General features: G+C 46.2%; 6 protein-coding genes and 1 tRNA gene (1 of these 7 cut by a window edge). 4 read left to right on the top strand and 3 right to left on the bottom strand.

Features of this window, described 5'->3' with window-relative positions:
• Together EOPP23_RS17295 and EOPP23_RS17300 are read right to left on the bottom strand one after the other, a co-directional pair.
• A protein-coding gene (locus EOPP23_RS17295; protein ID WP_153767262.1) for a TcdA/TcdB catalytic glycosyltransferase domain-containing protein crosses the window boundary here: on the bottom strand, window positions 1-7884 show its 5' portion. Its footprint begins 22110 nt before the window's first position; the window shows 7884 of its 29994 coding nt (coding positions 1-7884); the start codon lies at window positions 7882-7884; its stop codon lies beyond the left edge, outside the window.
• An 833-nt stretch (window positions 7885-8717) separates the two neighbouring features.
• Window positions 8718-8791, bottom strand: a tRNA-Cys gene (locus EOPP23_RS17300).
• A 274-nt stretch (window positions 8792-9065) separates the two neighbouring features.
• On the opposite strand from EOPP23_RS17300, the gene EOPP23_RS21855 reads away from it, so the two are divergent.
• Complete coding sequence (locus EOPP23_RS21855) at window positions 9066-10289, top strand: threonine/serine exporter ThrE family protein (RefSeq protein ID WP_370514805.1); 1224 nt, start codon at window positions 9066-9068, stop codon at window positions 10287-10289.
• A gap of 253 nt (window positions 10290-10542) precedes the next feature.
• Window positions 10543-14550: a LamG-like jellyroll fold domain-containing protein gene (locus EOPP23_RS17310; RefSeq protein ID WP_194842659.1), complete on the top strand. Its 4008-nt coding sequence runs from the start codon at window positions 10543-10545 to the stop codon at window positions 14548-14550.
• 80 nt (window positions 14551-14630) lie between these two features.
• On the opposite strand, the gene yiaY is transcribed toward EOPP23_RS17310, so the two are convergent.
• Window positions 14631-15782: an L-threonine dehydrogenase gene (gene yiaY / locus EOPP23_RS17315; RefSeq protein ID WP_153767264.1), complete on the bottom strand. Its 1152-nt coding sequence runs from the start codon at window positions 15780-15782 to the stop codon at window positions 14631-14633.
• Between the two features lie 451 nt (window positions 15783-16233).
• Here yiaY and EOPP23_RS17320 point away from each other — a divergent pair, with 451 nt between their 5' ends.
• Both EOPP23_RS17320 and EOPP23_RS17325 read left to right on the top strand, forming a co-directional pair.
• The gene (locus tag EOPP23_RS17320; RefSeq protein WP_228550770.1) at window positions 16234-18369 is read left to right on the top strand and encodes a type I secretion system permease/ATPase; all 2136 of its coding nucleotides are present in this window, start codon (window positions 16234-16236) and stop codon (window positions 18367-18369) included.
• Window positions 18362-19774, top strand: a complete 1413-nt coding sequence (locus tag EOPP23_RS17325; protein WP_194842660.1) for an HlyD family type I secretion periplasmic adaptor subunit — start codon at window positions 18362-18364, stop codon at window positions 19772-19774. The genes EOPP23_RS17320 and EOPP23_RS17325 overlap by 8 nt, the downstream gene beginning before the upstream one ends.
• The last annotated feature ends 4 nt before the right edge of the window (window positions 19775-19778 follow it).

Here is a 19778-nt window from a genome sequence, read left to right on the forward strand (position 1 = left end):
GGATTCATAGGCTTTTACCAGCGCTGCCGGGTAGAGCTGGTCAAGTACCTGTGCCAGCCTGGCATCCGGTATTTCTCCGATATCAGAACGACCAATTTCCAGTATCACACTGCTACGTCGTCCCTGAGACTCAACCCTCAACTGACTGGCACCGAATGGTTGTTCTTCCAGTATTCGAATGATTAAACCCGGGGCAGCCCCATTGCCAATCAACTCTCTGTAAGTCAGGTAATTACGGACAAAACTATTATTTCCTTCAAAGAACTGAACCAGACGATTTTCAGCCGAAGGTATTTTATAGTCTGCAAGTTTCCGTAGTGTTCTGGTGTAGCTCTGTCGTGTTATATCCCCCTTTAAGGCATCGGGTATATCCACCCCCAGACGAAACGATGGAGGGTTACCGTTGCTTTTTTCACTGAACGTCGCTGGTCGATTGACATCAATATCAACTCGTACTTTACGAGATTGACCTTCGATGTTGATATAGAAACTGGTTTTATCCGTTAAAGCTGCCAGCTCAGCAACCAGCAAACGCGATGCACTTGCTGGCCTGTTACCTGCATCCACAGGCTCAACAATGGTTTTAAGAAAAGTATTTTCAAGGAGTTTTTCTGCTGTAAGCGCTGTAAAACCGGATGTTTCAGTCACTGATGCCTGCCGTCTCAACAGTGCCTGTGCAAGATTATTTCCACCTTCAGTGCTCAGATTATCAGCTACAGTAGACAGCCATTGCTGAAGAAACCGGTACTCTACCGCCGGATAGGTCGCCAGGACATCCTCACCAATTCGAACAAATGCGTCTGCCGCTGATGAATCACTGTTAATAGCCTGATAATCCTGCAACAGTGTCAACCTTCCTGTTAAACCTGCTGCATCAGGACTCTGGGCACCAATAGCAGCCAGAGCACTGTCCGGAGAACGCACGGTCATTACAATAAAGGGCTCACCAGTAGATGAATCAGTGCTAACGGGTAATCTAGCCGTTCTGGAGCCGAAGTGACTGAGCACCTCGGGGCTTCCTTCATGAACAGCAGATACACCGTTTGCATTAGTTTCCGGCAGCGAAAAGGGGTGATGAATTCGTGTTCGACTCCCTACCCTCTCAGATCGTACAGCCCTCGCGTCATCAAAGACGAAACGAGTATTGGCATCAACAACAGCAACATCGAGCCGTTGCTCAAATGGAACACTGCTGGCGTTGTCTCCTTCAACATGGTCAGACATTGTCTGCAGTGATCGATATATTTCTTGCTGAAGGTCTTCCCGATCAGCGCTCTGGACATAATCGTTGAGCGCTCTTATATCCGTATTTCTGAGGACCGATACCATGGCATCGGTAGTTGAAATGCCGAACTCACTCCCCCTTACCGCCACCTCTGCTCCCGGACTGCTATTAGCCTGTAAATAGGTTTCATAGAGGAACTGGGTCAGCAGGGATCGCATCAGATCACTGGGCATTTCCGTAATGACTCGTGCCAGCCGATGACCTTCACCCTGAGCCAGGCTGAGCGCCCGTGCTTTCCAGGGATCTGATGTCAAAAGCCGACTAATGCCCGACAGTGGGTCTCCAATACTGCGATACTGAACATGTAGATTTGTTTCTGTGTGTGCAATTCCACGAGCCAGTGGAGACAATACAATCTCATGAGCAGATGTACTCTGCAGGCGATAAAGAGAGGCATCAGTACCAGTAATTTCTCTAAGGCGGGCATTATATTGTCTAACCAGCTCACTCACTGATAACTGATTGCCAGACTGAGTCATTACGTCCAGCAGAACCATTCTGATGCGGGAATATGAGATCCGCCCCACTGTCGTATCAGCCTGCCTTCTTGAACGGCTGCTCTGCGCAGGCAATGAATCTGTCAGGTTATAGTATTCAAGTGGCGTTGCTCCAACCCGTATCTCCAGCACCCGGGATTGGCCTGACACGCGTTGAACACTATAGAGGGACAATGCTGGTTCGGTCTGCCAGATATTCGTCTCTGTTCTCGCCAACAGAACATCGTCGCTTATTTCGCCTATTGGCAGTGCCCCGGAGCCATTATCACCAGCACCTGGTCCAATATCCGGAACAGTATATTCTGGCAGGGTATAGGCCAGTGCCATTCGGTTTGGCTGACGGTCAGATAATACCGGCTGAGTGCTTCCTGTCGTTTGAGTGACTGAAGGTAAACCTACATCTGCCCTGATGCTGTTCTCGATAGACAACACTGAAGTATTCGTACTCGAATGCATCAGGTAGGCAAAAAATTCTGATTGCTGTGACCACCAGTCAGAATCAAGTGATTGAGAGAGACGAGGCGAGAAGTTAAAAAGACTGAAAGCCCTACTGTTTTCCTGCCCTCCCGGACCTGACACAGTAGAAACCGTGCTGGCAACAGTGGCAGTTGACCTCTCTCCCCCCCCCGGTAACTCTGGGTTTGTCGCTGTTTGCACGAGGCCTGTAGAATCAACAGCAGCTGGCTGCTCGGTACTGATCGCATTCAAAAGCTCAAAAGTATCTTCCCTGAGAATGATCATCTGCTGCCAGTCAGTCGGGATTCTGACCGTCATGGCTGCAGCCTGATCCAGACCAAGCCCAAAGCTGCTATTAAAATCAGCAAGAGTATTTGAGACGACTACCGACGAGCCATGACTCAGGCTTTGCTGATAAGTACTGAGTAACGATGACTTTCTGGTAAGAACATTGACCGCATCAACCAACCTTTCAAGACCAACCAGATAGTGGATACCCATGGCATCAAGAGCAGATAGATAGGCTGGGGAAAGATAGACACCCACACGGTTCTGTGGGTCGATCGCGGGAAGGTTAAACAGCAAACCTGTAATTCCAGGTGTTTCAGGTTGATCTGTAACCTTGGAAATACCTTTGATGTATCTATTAGGCTGATGCCTCGTATCTTCGCTCAGGTCATTTGCCAGAAGAGACAGTACTGTATTGGCCGAGCTTTCACTGATAAGCCAGAGACCAGAGGCTGCTGCCAGAGATTGTCGAAAAACCTGTTGTCTGGAGCCCGTGATGAGCCCGTTGTAATAAAAACTGATTGCAGTAATAAACTGACTACTGCTTACCTCAGGATAATTGCGAATATACTCGATGGTCTGATCAATACGCTCTGCAAGAATATCTCGAGTGTCGAACCATTGCAGACTGCTCTGATAGTCATCTGCGCTGCCTGAGAGGACAGAGAGATCATGCAAACCTTCAACCATGTGAGCAAAAAGAGCTTCATGACTTTTGGCAAAAGCTACGGAGCGGTATTGTTGATTAAGGCCAAAGTAATTACCCAGTCGTTCAATATCTCCACCCTGTATACCCCATGTCCTGCTAATAGCCGAGAACTCGCTTGCCCCCTGATCGTCAGATTGTTGTGCCCGGTAGAACAGAGCAGGAGCAATCAGTTCAGCCAAACCATGGCTGAGTGCTATTTCTGGATGATTGCCAAAATCAGCCGTGCCCAGCGTAATCGTAACGCCACTTGTTCCAGTAACAGCCACAGTACTGGCAAAGAATTCAAACGCTGGATGCAGCACGACCTTTAAAGGATGGTTAGCATCTCTACAGATTATTGCGCTTTTCTCAGCCAAAACCTTTAACTGGTCTGATAACACTCCGGAGGTAAACAGAGAAACAAACGATTCAATATCTGACGACAAATTTCTTGTACTGATCGCAGAGCTGGAACCAGACTCACGATACATTCGTACGTCTATCTCTGCCTGAATGCAGTTGAGGGCTTGAGAGTTGTCACCATAAGGAAAGAGGGTCAAACCCAGTCGATCCCCTTGCTGAGCTACCTGATAACCCGCTCCATAGGGAGGTATACTGAGCGAATCACCCAATGAAAGCAGAGGTATAACCAGGGGGACTGCATGCCGTTGATTATTAGTAATGGTTTCAGTAGCGAGGTTCTTTATGTATGTTTCGTTCAGCTTATAACGAGCAACTATGCGTGCATTCACACCTGTTAGTTGACTCAATACCGGGTATCTTGAATGGCTGCCCTGAAGCGTTCCATAGGCTTGTTTGCTCACGGACAGATAATCACCAGAATTTTCATAGAAGGCTGTCAATCTCTCGATCTGTGAAGGATCTCTGGTCAGATAAACACTGCCATCCGGTGTTAGAACAATGATTTCAGAGTCACTTGTGCCACTTTCTCCAGCCTGCTCAATAAATTCAAGATCGCTCTGCTGACTCTGAATACTCTTTCGAAGGTCCGACTTAACCGTTTGCTCAAGTACCAATAAAGCTGGCAGCCCTTCTGGTGAAACCTGACTGATTCGCTCTCTTTCATAGGCAGACTGCCAGCGAGCGGTAATCAGTTTGCTATTACCCGAGTGCGTTCCCTGATATTGAAGTTCAACACTTGCGGTACTCTTCGCCTGAAACGCAACCTTCCATAAATCTGTCTGTCTGACTCCGGAAAGGTGCTGATAAATCGTCTTATATTGAACCGCGCGCTGAAGTCTCTGATCAGGTTTCAGGAGAATGACTGCATTGTTTGATCTGGCAATACCCTGCCACTGCTCCAGCAAGGGTAAAGCCAGTCCTGTTGCGATTGATACGTCCCTGCCTCGTATCAAATCCGGTGATAAGATAGTGATATCAGCAGGTATCAGCTCAGCTGCAACCTCTGCATCTCTGTCTGTTAACAAAGTGTTCTGATCATCGTGCCGAATGAAATCAAGGGTTTCACCGGTTAGAAAGTCCTGCACCAACGAATAGGCACTGTTGGTGGTCAGCTGGAGATACGGCGATGCACTGCTTTGTGAGCTGAGAACCAGAACTTCAGTGGTCGAGTCAACTTGATCAGATTGACCTGAAAGGCTTCTTAGCCAGGAAAATTCCTGACTCTGCTTTAACAGGGTTTCTGTGAGCCCAAAACGCTCCCGATAGGAATAATAGAGAGACTGAAACAGCGAGTTCAACTCACTGCCTGACACTGGGTTTCTATTAGCTGGCAGAATGCTACCGGGCAGTAATTTTTCAAGTGCTCTGGAAGAGGCCAGTGGCAGCAGATGAATACCCAGTAACTTATAGGTTAATGTTTCTGCGACAAACGCCAGCCGTGTGGTTCCAGCCAGTGGTGAGACAATGTCAGCACTGTTACGAACAGGTGAAAGCGTCACTCTTGGAGCGGATGACTCGGCCGAACAGCCCAGTGTTTCGCCTCTCTGCCCCTGAAACTCTGTCCAGAAATCTGCAGGGTTATGGGTTTCATAGATCACCAGAGACAGGGACTGCAGTAAATGCGCAAGCCCCCTGTGACTGGAAACAATGTCACCCAGACTCTGGAAATGAAAGGAGCTATCTGTTTCAAAGAAACTTCGATCAAGGACTATTCGGGTTTTGTCTCCGGTAAAGTAGAGGTCCTGAGACAATCCTGAACGTTTCGATACCAGTACCTGGAAATTACGATTACTGTCAGTTGCCAATAGTCCTGAGCGATCAACACGGCTAAAAGCACCTGTAACGGTACGTCGTATTTTTTTCAGGTCTTGCGGGGAGTAATAATCTGCAGCCTGATCAGATGCATCATTGATCAGAGCATCAAGAGTCAATTCAATCGTGAATGACCCCTGCTGCCAGGAAGTACTGTAGAGCTGCTCATCTTCAGTGTTCATCCCCTGTCGCGCCAGTGACTGGTGATAGTAAGCCAATGCGAAATCGGTCAGTTGATCAACTGTTGATGAAAAAAGTGCTTCCCTGAACTGGTTATACGGCAGTTGCGACTGAAAAGCCTGCCACTGATTTCCACTCTGCTGGGAATATATCCAATGTGGCGTCAGGCCAATAGACCACTGTCTGGTTTCCGTATTGTAAAGCCAGGAGCGCCCAAAGAGGTCAATATCTGTCAGCCCTTTTGAAACACTCGGGGTCTTAAGCTGGATCCCATCATGACTCAGTACTGACAGTAGCTGGCTGAAATAACTCTGAATCTGACTATCGGTGATATCAGGTTGTGGTAAAACCACAAACCTGAGCTGATGTTCCTCCAACACAGTTCTTGAGTTCACCAGCCACTGAGCCAGGTTTCCGTGAGTTAATCCAGCACAAACAATACCTTCGTTACTCGATGATATCTCAGCAACAAAATGTACAAGACCAACAACTGATGATGGTAATGTTTCATCACCTTCCCGCCTGATAAAGGTTGATTGTGTTGCTCCGGCCTGATGCAGATAATTGGCAACAAAATGTTCGGGATGGGTTCGTCCCAGCTCTATAACTGTCTGAGATCGATCACGTTCATAGCGAATATAATGTCTGACCAGGCTGCCAGTGGCACGGTCAACTGAAACCCTGTTGTTTTGTTCCGTCATGAATGATGCAGGAGCGGGCTGAGCTCCCACTGGATGGCGCTCCGGTACAAAACGATGCCCTTCTATCGTTTCCAACTCTTTAATAATGGCATCACGCAATGTTTCAGACCCGGAAAGTACCGAGTTTAACAACGGATCTCCTGACAGAGCAGAGACCCGGTAATGCGAGAGTACTGAGAAATACAGTGGCAGATTTTCGTTTTTCAGGGCATTAAGAAAGTCAAACTGGGTATTGTTTATATCACTCTGGCTGGCTGCCAGAGCAGAGCCACTCACAGAAATTAAACGATACCTTTGTTGTATTTGCGTTCGTGCTTCCTGAATAAATTTCGACGCAGGCGGTGCCGCAATAAATCGATTGGATACTCGACCCTGTAACTGTCTTGCAATAAGGCTTCCGGGAATTACATTTACTGAATCAGTTTCAGCAAAGGGTTGGCTGATGTAACTCTGAACAGCCGACCTGATCAGTGAAGAAATGCCAGATTCCTGTCGTTCAGCCAGAGCCAGGTAGTCGGTATACCCGCCTCGCATGGGCTCCATGAGCCTTTTTGCCCTGCCTGGATATTTACCCTCATGACTGTCCAGAACTGCCTGCAGTACTGCTGCTTCCAACAAGGGTTGTGATAAAGAAGTGCTCGATAGTTCAGCTAACAGCACTGGATTCAATTGAGGCAGGAGTCTGGAATCGACTAACGCTCCACCATCCTGTAACAGCACTTCAATCCCTACAATATTCTCTGCTGCATCGGTGTTCCCGTTAATCAGCTCTTGAATGTAGTGTTGCTTACTACTGTTTTCAGTTTGCCAGAGTCCGGAGATATCTCTTCTTAAAATCTGACCACTGCCGCCATTCCGCTGTCTGGTCTGCCTGATTTCTTGTTCTGCGATGCTGACAGCAAGTAGACTCTGGTCAATCTCCCGGGTTAACCGGGTTTCACTAACACCGATTACCTCTGACAAAAAATTCTTTACTGCAACATCAAAGGTTCGACCCTCACGCAGATTCTTATCAATATATCTGGACGCTTTATTCTGGAGCTCTATAACTTTTACTGATGCTCTTGAGTTAAATTGAACAGGTTGAGTAGCATTAACAAAAGACGTTTGTGACTGAACATTTTCAGTAAGACTCTGAGCGAGATAACTCTGAGTATCACGCCATAAATAAATGTCAAAATCCTTATAAACCTCGACCCAGGTTTTTATATATTCAAGCTCTACTTTATCTACCTGATTTATGAATACGAAATGTAATTTATCTGGAACAGCTTCCAGATTTCTTTCAAGGTAACTGTTCAACCCAGGCAAAATCAGATCTATAAAGTTTCTAGCTGATTCATTATATTCAAGGTATGCAAGACAACTGTTTTTTAAACTCAACACCACCAGATATGATTGTGTAAGATTATGATTTCTAAGCTTTTCATAAGATTCATATGAATTTTTCAGGCTTATGAACTGGTTTTCATATCGATCTTCAAGGCTTAGATAGGTCTCAGCCTCGGCATTAAACTCATCCAGAGTCAATGGCATCATATTAGAAGAAGCCATAATCAAATCTCATATTTTTTGATTTGATACATTTATAGCTTACAGACAAAACTCTAATATATTTTTTTATCTCTATATACTTCCTTTGTTGTCTATAGACAATATAAATAAATTAAGCGCGTAGTTGATAATTATCAAAATAAATATAAAGGCCACTCTTAAGTCACAACATAATCATTTCATAGCTACCATTGTATATAGTATCCATGCAATTAACTTATGTGAGTGTGTTTTTTTGCAAAGTGAACATGGCATTTTTTTATTTATCCCAAGTATTTTGAATATATAGAATTCAAGATAAATATGTACTCTCACAACAAAAGCACATCAACTGAGCGCCTAGAAAAATGATAATGTGATGTCTCTAAAGAGTACAAGGTAGCTCTCAGTGAACACCCTGAAAGACTTCTATTCCTGCTGTAAATACTGGTCAGCTCTCCATACTTTCCGGGAAAAAATGACCTAAAAAAGCTTGGGGAGACCTATAGAAATCTGATCTGACGCCACATTCAACTATGGTCAGGAAAATGCTAGACAAAGATATGAAAGCTGTGAACCTTAGCTTCGACGAGCAGAACCAGATAAGTGTGCCTCCAGTCTTCTGAGGCAGATAGCTGACTTTGAAGTGTATATACTGACCGCCCCATCAACGATGAATTCTTTTTTCATTCAAAGAGAAAAAGGTGTGGATTGAACGGTGGATAGACTATGGGTTCAGCAGAAAGCCGAATATAACTTGAGCAGATCTTAGGCTTTTTATGAAGATATACGAAAAACAGCTTTCCAGCTTAAACTACAGCTGTAGTTATACGTCGTCTGTCTCAGAAAAGAAATGGAGGCGAGTACCGGAGTCGAACCGGTCTAAATGGAGTTGCAGTCCACTGCATAACCGCTTTGCTAACTCGCCTTTTAGAACATCGCTGAAGGTGTAAACTGTTTCGAAAACAGCGTGTTGCGATGTGGGAGCTATTCTATGGGTGTTATTCTTAACTTGCAAATATTTCTACAGGTGAGAAATACCTATTTTTATCGTGTATACATGAAACAGAAGCATATGCACTTATGGGTAAAAGCATCAGGCTGAATGCGGTAACTTGTGACTACTCATACAACCCGTTTATGAATTACTATCCACGCACTTATACCAAATCTAACAACTACACTTTTTTGGAACGGGATTCGTGGAACAAGCGGACTTTCAGCAACGCAGTGATTTTGTGATCGAGCTGGGCAAAGCCTTGCATCAGTTCGGTACAACAGCTTTTCGCCTTGAAGCACATTTAACCAATGTCAGCCATTTCCTTGGTATGGATGGCTATTTTATGCTTTCCCCTACCATGATGAGTATGGTGCTTTGGCAGGAAGGTTCATCGGTTAAACATAACTACCACATCCGTGTTGAGCCAGGAGATCTCGACCTGGGTTCTCTGGCGCAGGCAGACGAACTGGTGGAGGAGCTGGTTTCAGGAAAACTGGCATTAAAAGAAGCGCTCGAACAACTCGAAGCGATTAAAAATAAGCCAGAACCCTACTCTGATGGCATGACTCTGCTTGCCTTTGGTTTAACCGGTGGCGCTTTCGCCATGCTGATGGGCACCAGTGTTGCCGACATTATTGCAGCAACCGTAACCAGCCTGCTGGTATTTGGCCTGCTCTATGGAATACAGCGATTTAAACTTAATCCACATATTGTTGAACCAACAGTGGCCACTCTTTCGGCAGTATTTGCCAGTGGCTGTGCTTATTTTTACCCGGAAATAAACACTCCGGTTGTCGTACTGTCAGGCATCATTGTTTTTATACCCGGCCTTTCAATCACCATGGGGCTGAAAGATCTGGCATCAAGACACCTTACTTCCGGAACAGCAAGAGTTATGGACGGCATTATGTGCCTGTTCAAGCTTTATTTTGGTGCGGTACTGGGTGGTGCGATCGGCAACCTGCTCTGGGGAACCAAAGCCTATGTGTTTACCCCGGGCATTCCCGAGTGGACAGAATGGCTGGCCGTTCCCCTGCTCTCTTTATCATTGATTATAATTTTCAAAAGCCGGATCAAGGATGCGTTCTGGAGCGTTATGTCTTGTATCACCGCTTATATAGGTAGCCTGATTGGTGCCGCATATCTCGGTGATTCTCTAGGCCTCTTTGTCGGGGCTCTATTGGTAGGACTCTACAGCAACATCTATTCAAGAATAACCAACGCACCTTCAACCATAGTGCTACTGCACGGCGTAGTATTGCTGGTCCCTGGCAGTAAAGCTTATATTGGACTGAATAAAATGGTATCCGGTGAAACTATTCTGAACTTCCCCGAGATTGGCACTCAGACCTTTTTGATCTTTATGTCGATTCTGGCCGGTTTGATGTTTGCCAACACTCTACTCCCTTCACGAAAGCCTCTGTAAAAGATAGACAGTTCTTACTCCCTTCTAACGCCCTCTGTCCGGCTGTTAAATTATCAACAGCCGGTAAACATTTGCTCAATAAAACGACTAAGACCTTGCTATTCATAGGGTTATGGCAAATTAAGTAACAAAAACACAGTTAATATCATTGACTTAATTCGTTATTATTACACTGTCGTTTGATTTCATTCACTGGATCAAATCGGGATCTCTACTTGTATTCTCTACCTTCGGAATCACACCAGACATGAAAATGCCTGTTTTAATCGTGTTGTCTTTGTTGCTGACTGCCTGCAAAAACGGAGGTAGTAGTGATCATACATCTTTACCCAACACAGCGAATGAAACCCCACCCATTGCGCCAGTAAATCCATCACCAAAGCCATCATTACCGGATACCGCCGGACAACTCGTTACAGCAAGTTTCTGGTCAACAGAGACCTTTGAAGAACTAACATCGGGTCATAACACACCGTTTGACAGTAACGCCAGCCAGGTAGCGGCTCTGACTAATGATTCTGGCTATATATCACCACTAACGCCAAAGTCTGATGGCTATATTAATGTGTCACTAAAAAATGCGACTGGCGATCCTCGTGTGCACCACATCCCACGTGGTTACTTTGGTAATTCCAGCCTGACGTGGAACACTCAAAGTAGCCAATGTAAAACCGTAGACCTATTGATTCGATATACACGGGCCAGCCGAGGTGGCACCCGACATATTTCAGTCTCTCTTGATGGAAAAGAAGTACTCAAGCAGTTAAACACAGCAAACAACTACAGCTTTACAAGCTTGAAATTGTCCGGATTGGATATAAAACCTGAAGGATCAGATCTAACCGTTACGACACGTCTTACAACGATCGATGACATCAGAGTCATTTCAGGCTCCTGCACATTTATCGATACTGACGGCGATGGTATCTCGGATTTTGATGAAAAACGCCTGAACACTGACCCTAATAATTTTAATGATGGTCAGAATGATACGGACCAGGACGGCTTCACCAATGCGGAAGAGATCAAATACGGCCTGAACCCTTTGTCTGACCTTGATGGGCCTGATGCTGATACTGACTATGACGGTATCAGTAATAAGGCTGAGATTGATTTAGGACTGGAAGTGCTCGATCCGGACTGGAAAAAAGATCTGGATGGCGACGGTATGTCAAATTCGGATGAATACCTGAACGACCTGAACTTGAAAGATGCCAGTGATGCGGAACTCGACCTCGACGGCGACGGCATCACTAACAAGGTTGAAGTCGATTACCATTTCCTAAGCCCTAATGATCCTTCTGATGCCTTGAAAGACCAGGATAACGACGGCATCAATAACGGCAATGAAATCAAATATCAGCTGAACCCGGAAGACCCTGATGATGCGATAGAAGATGCTGATAGTGACGGCCTGAGCAACAAGGATGAAATCAATAATGGCCTGAAACCATTTGATGGCAGTGATGCAGATCTGGATAACGATGGTGATGGTTACAGTAACCGGAAAGAAGTCGCCTATAAGATGAACCCCAACGATGCCTCTGACATCAATGGCGATAACGATTTCGACGGTATCATTAATAAAAATGAAATCATCCACGGACTGGATCCAAACAATGCCAATGATGCATTGCAGGACAATGACAAGGATGGATTAAACAATAAGACCGAAATTAATCACGGCCTTGATCCCAACGACCCAAACGACGCTGGTCAGGATCGTGATGGTGATGGGAAGAGCAACCGGGAGGAAATTGAGCAGGGTCTGGACCTGGATGTTCCGAATATTCCTGAAACAGACAGTGATGGAGATGGCGTCACTGATGTAGATGAAATCGCCAACGGCACAAACCCCAGAGATGATCAGCTGCAAGCGCCTGACACTTTTTCTGCAGAAGTCTCCGATGGCTCAAAATCTGTCACAGTGAACCTGGAGCGTTACAGCATTCGTCAAAAAGGTTTTGGTGTTTTTCTTTACGACAAGAGTGCGGATAAAACCATTCGCAGCTACGGCAGAGCACCTGAAGTTAGAACTTACCGAGGTAAGGTCGAAGGTGTTGTGGATTCCAATGTGCTGGCCACACTGACACCATCAGGACGACTGTTTTACAGTATTTATTATGGTGCCGAATACGCCGCTAAAGGGGCTGATGCAGCCATCATCAATAGTGAAGTTCTGCTGAAGGAGTATAAGGCAGTGGATGGCAAACCGTCCGTTGCTGACTTTCAGATGGGGTTAACCCAAAACCTGACAGCCGTTTCTTTTGAATCCAACGGTACTGAAACAAGACTGCATCGACCGGTTAATGGTGACCAGTTTCACCTATTTAATTATCCGGCAGGTGTTCAGGTTTCTTATCAAGGATTGAATGGCCCCGCCGGCGGCTCGATTGAAGAAGCTGTCGCTTTTGCAGAGCATCAAATGAACTTGCTGGATTATGGGCACAGCCGACAGTTCTTTCACCGTGTAAGCATGTCAGATCTTGTGATTGAACTCTCTGAGCCTGATCGCAGAATTAATGATGATGGCACAAGCAAAGCTATTCCAACCGGAAACTGGGGCGCAACCCAGAGCTTTTGGGGAGAACGCCGTAAGAGTAATTACTTCTACACTCAGTTTCATTGGGCAGCCCCTAACCGTTCCTATGGCGTAGCCAATGGCTCAAGAGCTGTTTGTACGCCAAGCTGGGGGAGTATCTGGTGCCTTCAACATGAAGTCGGGCATAACAGAGGCTGCAAGCACGAATGTTCACCCGAAATATACTCTGGCATAAATGCCATGAATGCTGGTGGCAATCCAGCATCTGCCACCGTCGTACATAAGCGGGAATCGCTGAAACGCGTTGAAATCAAAACGATGGCCGGTAAACAACAACTCAGAGACCTGCAGATTGTTGCCAGTGACTGGCCTACCCCGCCTTCAACCGCAGCAGATCATATCAGTACCTACAGAGATGCGCCTGTTGTTATCGATGTACTTGCAAACGACTACGACCCCAATAATGACCCTATCACTCTTGAAAAAGTGGTTATTGAAAAAGGAAAAGGGCGCTTCACAGTAACAGCAGAAAACAAACTGCTTTATGCACCACCAAAGGGCTATATCGGTCTGGTTGAAGCTTATTACGTAGCAAAAGACACCAGTGGTATGACCAGTCGGGGAGTTTTGCACCTCAATGTTGAAACCTCAGAACTGGGCAGTTTTTACTCTGTTGATGAAATGGAAGGTAAAATTGCCAGAGATAATATATCCGGTCGCAACCTGCTGATGGACGACTGGGCCTATAAAGGCCACAGAAATAAAGTCTTTCCTGATTTTGGCAGTCACAGTGTTGCCGGAGTGTTGGGACAAGGTGCAAGACACAGCTTGATTCAGAAGGATTTATTCAACCAGAATGAAGTCTCCCCCCACCTATGGGAAGTCAACAACCTTGGTTTCACCGTATCTCTCTGGTTTAAACACGACGGTTCCGACAAAACCAAAGAGCTGGCCTCCAGAGGTCGTGACCGCCGCCTTGGCTGGAATGCCGATGGCTGGTATATCTACATTACAGGTAATGACATTCTACTTGGCCTGAACGATAAGAATATGCTCACCAGGTCAGAAAACCTGACTCTGAATTCAACGGTGCTCGAACCGGATCAGAAACTGACACTGAACGATGGCAACTGGCACCATATCGCTATGACTATTGACTGGCAGAACAAGATGTTCACAGGTTATGTAGACGGTGAATCCTATCTGTCAGCCCCAATTCCAGAGAATTTCAGTACGGTCAGTACGTCAGGCACCAGCAGAACCTATAGAAGAGGCAATTTTGCTCAGGCAGGTTTGGAACCTATAGATTACGGTACTAATGAAAACGAAGGTGTCGATCAGATTATCGTTTCTCATAAGGCCATGACCGCTGAACAAATCAGGAAGCTATTCCAGCACAGATACCCCGCTATTGGCCCTGTTCCTTTTAATGGCCAGTCTGTGAGTTTTGCTGCCGTCGATCAGCTTGAATGGCACATCAGTGGTGTTGCAGCCAACAATAATAACGCCAGACGTTTTCATGTGTATCTGGATACCGACAGCAGTAAAGTCGCTGCAAGAGATAAACAGTCCAGAGTGACCACACTGGAAGAACTCCAACCGATTATGGTGTCGTTATCTGATACGGAGCAGGCTTACTATTGGGCTGTTGATATTGAGCTGAAGGATGATTCTGTTATTAATGGCGATGTCTGGAGTTTTATAAACAAAACCGAGTAAGTCTTAAGTAGTTCTTTAAAACAAAAAACGGGGATCAGAAAAAACTGATCCCCGTTTTCATTGTATCTGTAAAACAGTGATTACATCGCTGCTGCGAAAATCGCGGTAATCTCTTCAGGAGTCGCCTGCTTAGGGTTGGTAAAACCACAAGCATCTTTCAGGGCGTTTTCAGTCAGGATTGGGAAGTCATCAGCCTTCACACCCAGAACTTCCAGACCCGCAGGGATATCGATTTTGGCAGACAGAACCTTGATCGCTTCGATCGCTTTTTCAGCGCCTTCCTGAGCAGTCAGACCAGCAACATCAACACCCATGGCAGTTGCTACGTGAGCCAGACGCTCCGGGCAAACTTGTGCGTTGTAAGTCTGAACATGAGGCAACAGGATAGCGTTGCAAACACCGTGTGGCAGGTCGTAGAAACCACCCAGCTGATGCGCCATAGCGTGTACATAGCCCAGAGAAGCATTATTGAATGCCATACCCGCCAGCAGCTGAGCGTAAGCCATGTTTTCACGAGCTTCCAGGTCGTTACCGTCAGCAACGGCTGCTTCCAGGTTGTCACGGATCAGTTCAATGGCCTTGATCGCGCAGCAGTCAGTAACCGGAGTCGCAATAGTAGAAACGTAAGCTTCAACCGCGTGAGTCAGAGCATCCATACCGGTAGCTGCAGTCAGAGACTTAGGCATACCAACCATCAGCGCAGGGTCGTTTACAGACATCAGCGGTGTAGTGTTCTTGTCAACGATCGCCATTTTTACGTGACGCTCTTCATCAGTGATGATGCAGAAGCGAGTAATTTCACTGGCAGTACCGGCAGTCGTGTTTACTGCAACCAATGGGAATTGAGGCTTCTCGGAAACATCAACACCTTCGTAGTCACGGATGTTGCCACCGTTAGCCGCAACAATAGCGATACCTTTGGCGCAATCGTGTGGAGAACCACCGCCCAGGGAAATAACAAAGTCACACTGACCTTCGTTCAGCAGTTTCAGACCGGCTTCTACGTTACCACAGGTTGGGTTAGGCTGTGTGCCATCAAAGATAACCGCTTCAATACCTTTAGCGCCCATCTTTTCAACAACGGAGCCAACCAGACCTACTTCAACCAGCACTTTGTCAGTCACAATCAGGGCTTTTTTGTATCCCAGCTTGCAGATATCAATGATTGCTTCTTCCAGACAGCCACTACCCATCTGGTTAACCTGAGGCATAAAGAATTTCATTGCAGACATAATCTTACTCGCAATCCATTAATTAATAATAAGCCTCTTGATTGATGATCAAGATGACGACTTGAAATCAGTTGATGGTTGTAAGTTACGCCTTTTAACAAAAGCCTGTAATTGACCTGAGTCATTATTTAACTTGTTTACAATTTAACAACAATGAAGATCATAATTAAACAAGCGCACATTCAAAATTCAAGAAAAAGCATTCTATAAAAACAAACATCATTAAAGTAACAAAGAAAAGATAATCAGTACTGTTAACAAATATGTTGATACTTGTTAACAGTACTGATTATTACTCTTCGCATCGATACAGTTCTATAAAAGCCCTCAACTCACTCTCCGTTGAATGCCTTCATGCTATAAGATGAATATTTATTCATATAAATAAATTTGAATTTTACACTCCTTTTGCTGTCTCAAATACATCGTCCCAATGACCGACCATCAGCCCATGAACCAGCCTACCCCAGACAGTGGCCTTTATTGCCTGGTATTAATGTTGCAATACCTGGAACAGACCGTTGACCCACAAGCCATCTGGCATGAATTTGCAGATACAGACGGCCGCCTGAACACTATTGCCATGCTCAGAGCCGCCAAGCAGCTCGGGGTTAAAGCCCGGCAAGTAAAAATCAAACCAGCCCGTCTGGCCAAATACACTTATCCCTTGATTGCACGGGATGAAGAAAGAGACGAATACTTCATTATTGCTGCCGTACAGGACGATTTTGCTCTGGTTCAAAAAGTCGGTGAACGTCCCGTCAAGATACCTTTGGGTGAGCTGTGGCAACTCTGGCAGGGGCACGCCATTCTTATGACTCACCGGTCATCCATGGTTGGGGACAAACGTCGTTTTGATCTGTCCTGGTTTATTCCGGTTATTGTTAAATACCGCAAGGTTCTCAGGGAAATCCTGCTCGCCTCACTTGCCTTGCAAATCTTTGCGCTACTGACCCCTATCGTCTTTCAGGTGGTCATGGACAAGGTGCTGGTTCACCACGCCTTAATGACACTGGATGTGCTGGCTGCGGGGCTGTTCCTCATTATTCTTTTTGAAGTCACCCTTGAAGGTCTTCGCTCTTATCTGTTCACCCACACAACCAGCAAGATGGATATTGAACTGGGCTGCAATCTCTTTGATCACTTGATGAAACTGCCCTTATCCTTCTTTCAGTCTCGTCCTGTAGGCCAGATCGTTCAGCGCGTTCGGGAACTGGAAAACATCAGGGCCTTTCTAACGGGCAACACCTTAACCGTATTGCTCGATATCCTGTTCAGCTTTGTCTTCTTTGGTGTGATGTTCCTCTACTCACCGACCCTGACCTGGGTGGTGATTGCCTCTATTCCTTTCTATGTGTTGATTTCGGTGCTGGTCACACCGGAAATACGCCGTCGAACCGAAGAGCGCTTTCAACGCGGTGCTGCCTCACAGTCATTCTTAACCGAATCCCTGAGCGGCATAGAAACCCTGAAGACCATGGCGGTTGAACCCAGAATCAAACAGCGCTGGGAAGAGCAACTATCTGCTTATGTGAAAGCAACCTATCGCAGCAGTATTCTCGGCATCTATGGCGGCCAGTCTGTACAGTTGGTCAGCAAGTTTGTCACCATGTTGCTGATGTGGATGGGTGCCATGCAGGTTATTGACGGCAATATGACCGTAGGTGAATTGATTGCCTTTAATATGTTTTCCGGTCAGGTGGCTGCGCCTATTCTGAGGCTGGCTCAACTCTGGCAGGAATTTCTGCAATTTCGCGTGTCTATGGAAAAGCTTGGAGATCTGTTAAATACCCGTACTGAACCTCAGCAAGGTTTAAATCGCCCTGCTTTACCAGCCATTGAGGGTGACATTGAGTTTCGTCAGGTCAGCTTTCGCTATGCGCCAGACCGTCCTGAAGCACTTCGCCAGTTAAATCTTCATATTCCTGCAGGTCAGACAATAGGCGTCGCCGGGCTTTCAGGTTCCGGGAAATCGACACTCATGAAGTTGATTCAACGTCTTTATATTCCTGAACAGGGCCGTGTATATATCGATGGCAACGACCTGACCCTGCTCGACCCTGCCTGGCTGAGACGACAGATCGGTGTTGTTATGCAGGAGAATGTACTGTTTAACCGAACGGTTCACGAAAATATTGCACTGGCTAAACCTTCAGCGTCCATGGATGAAGTCATAGAGGCTGCAAAACTGGCTGGTGCTCATGAGTTTATTCTGGAACTGCCTCACGGTTACAACACTGAGCTGGGCGAACGAGGCATTGGCCTGTCTGGCGGACAGTGTCAGCGCGTTGCAATCGCCCGAGCCATTCTAACCAACCCACGCATTCTGATATTTGATGAAGCGACTTCAGCTCTGGATTATGAGTCTGAACGCATTATTCAACAGAACATGAAAAGTATCTGCAAAGGGCGAACAGTATTGGTCATTGCCCACCGACTGTCTGCTATTCGTAACTGCGACACTATTGCCGTGCTCGATAAAGGCATACTGGTGGAACAAGGCAATCATGATGAACTGATCAAAACCGATGGCCGTTACGCCTCACTCTGGAAACTGCAGTCTGGCGGAGACAACAACAATGTTTGAAGGAATTAAGAAACTTACCGAGCTCTGGAAAGCATCCAAAGAACAGGAAAAGAGCACCCCAGCCATACATCGGCATAAAGATGAACTGGAGTTCTTACCGGCCAGCATCGAAATCATTGAGAGTCCACCCTCCCCTTTAGCTCGAATCACCATTGGAATTCTGGTTGCCATCATCCCTGTTGCTCTACTCTGGGGCGGGCTCAGCAACATGGAAACCGAGGCCATTGCCGAAGGTGTTATTATTCCTGTTGGTAAGGTTAAAACCATTCAGGCTCTAGAGATAGGCAAGGTAAAAGCCATTCATGTGCACGACGGTCAGCATGTTCAAGAGGGAGATTTATTGCTGACTATTGATCCGACAGCCACTGAAGTGGATGTCCATCAGGTACAGGATGAACTACTCGGTTCAGAATTAAACAGCCAGCGGCTCACTGTACTTCTTGATGCAGTGTTAACAGGGTCAGAACCGCATCTTCACAAGCTCGAGGTCATAGGTGATTTTTCGGCCGTGGAACAACTGGAGAGCCAGAAACAGATTCTGGCGAATGAGTACAATCACTTTCAGCGAACACATCACCACCTTGCCAAACTGGTCGATCAAAAGCAGGCGGCAAAAAGTGCAGTACAGGCATCCATTATTAAACTGCAGAAAAAAGCACCCGTGCATAAAGAATTGGAGCAAGGTGTATTAAAGCTCTATGAGAAAGGTCACGCCTCAAAACTGGAATGGCTAAAGGCTAAAGAGCAAAGCATTGAAACAGAACAGCAACTGGCAGTTGAACAGGAGCAATTGAAAGAAGCCGATGCCAATCTCGCAGCTGCTACCAGTGATCTGGCGAGCCACCGCGAAGAGTTCTTCAAGCAGCACAGGAAAGAGCTGAAAGATGAGTTACAGAAAAAACGCGTTGGTGAACTGATTCTTCGTAAAGCACAGGAAAGGGATCTTGGTTTTTATCTCCGTGCGCCTGTTTCCGGTACCGTGCAGCAGTTAGTTGTAACAACCATTGGCGGTGTTGTTGAACCCGCACAGGCTCTACTGAAAATTGTTCCCGATGATACTGCGTTTGAAGTTGAAGCTCAGGTCCTGAACAAGGACATTGGCTTTATTCAAGAAGGACAGAAGGTCGATGTTAAAATCGAAAGTTTTCCCTATACCTATTTTGGCCAGCTTAAAGGAACGGTTTCTCACATTTCCCGCGATGCTGCCACAGGTAATGAAGGCCAGTTAACCTACCCTGTCAGAGTCAGTCTGAAATCAAGCCAACTGAATATTCATGGAACCTTGAAAAGCGTTCAGCCCGGGATGACCGTTACTGCTGAAATCAATACCGGACACCGCTCTGTGCTGAATTACTTTTTGTCACCACTGAGACGTTATAAAGACGAGTCTCTTAACGAGCGCTAAGGGA

The sequence above is a fragment of the Endozoicomonas sp. OPT23 genome (genome assembly GCF_009653635.1).
Lineage (GTDB): Bacteria > Pseudomonadota > Gammaproteobacteria > Pseudomonadales > Endozoicomonadaceae > Endozoicomonas_A.

What these genes read in the sequence shown, in the direction of transcription:
- EOPP23_RS17310 (WP_194842659.1), top strand. Translation starts at nt 10,543, where the DNA reads ATGCCTGTTTTAATCGTGTTGTCTTTGTTGCTGACTGCCTGCAAAAAC.
- yiaY (WP_153767264.1), bottom strand. Translation starts at nt 15,782, where the DNA reads ATGTCTGCAATGAAATTCTTTATGCCTCAGGTTAACCAGATGGGTAGT.
- EOPP23_RS17320 (WP_228550770.1), top strand. Translation starts at nt 16,234, where the DNA reads ATGAACCAGCCTACCCCAGACAGTGGCCTTTATTGCCTGGTATTAATG.
- EOPP23_RS17325 (WP_194842660.1), top strand. Translation starts at nt 18,362, where the DNA reads ATGTTTGAAGGAATTAAGAAACTTACCGAGCTCTGGAAAGCATCCAAA.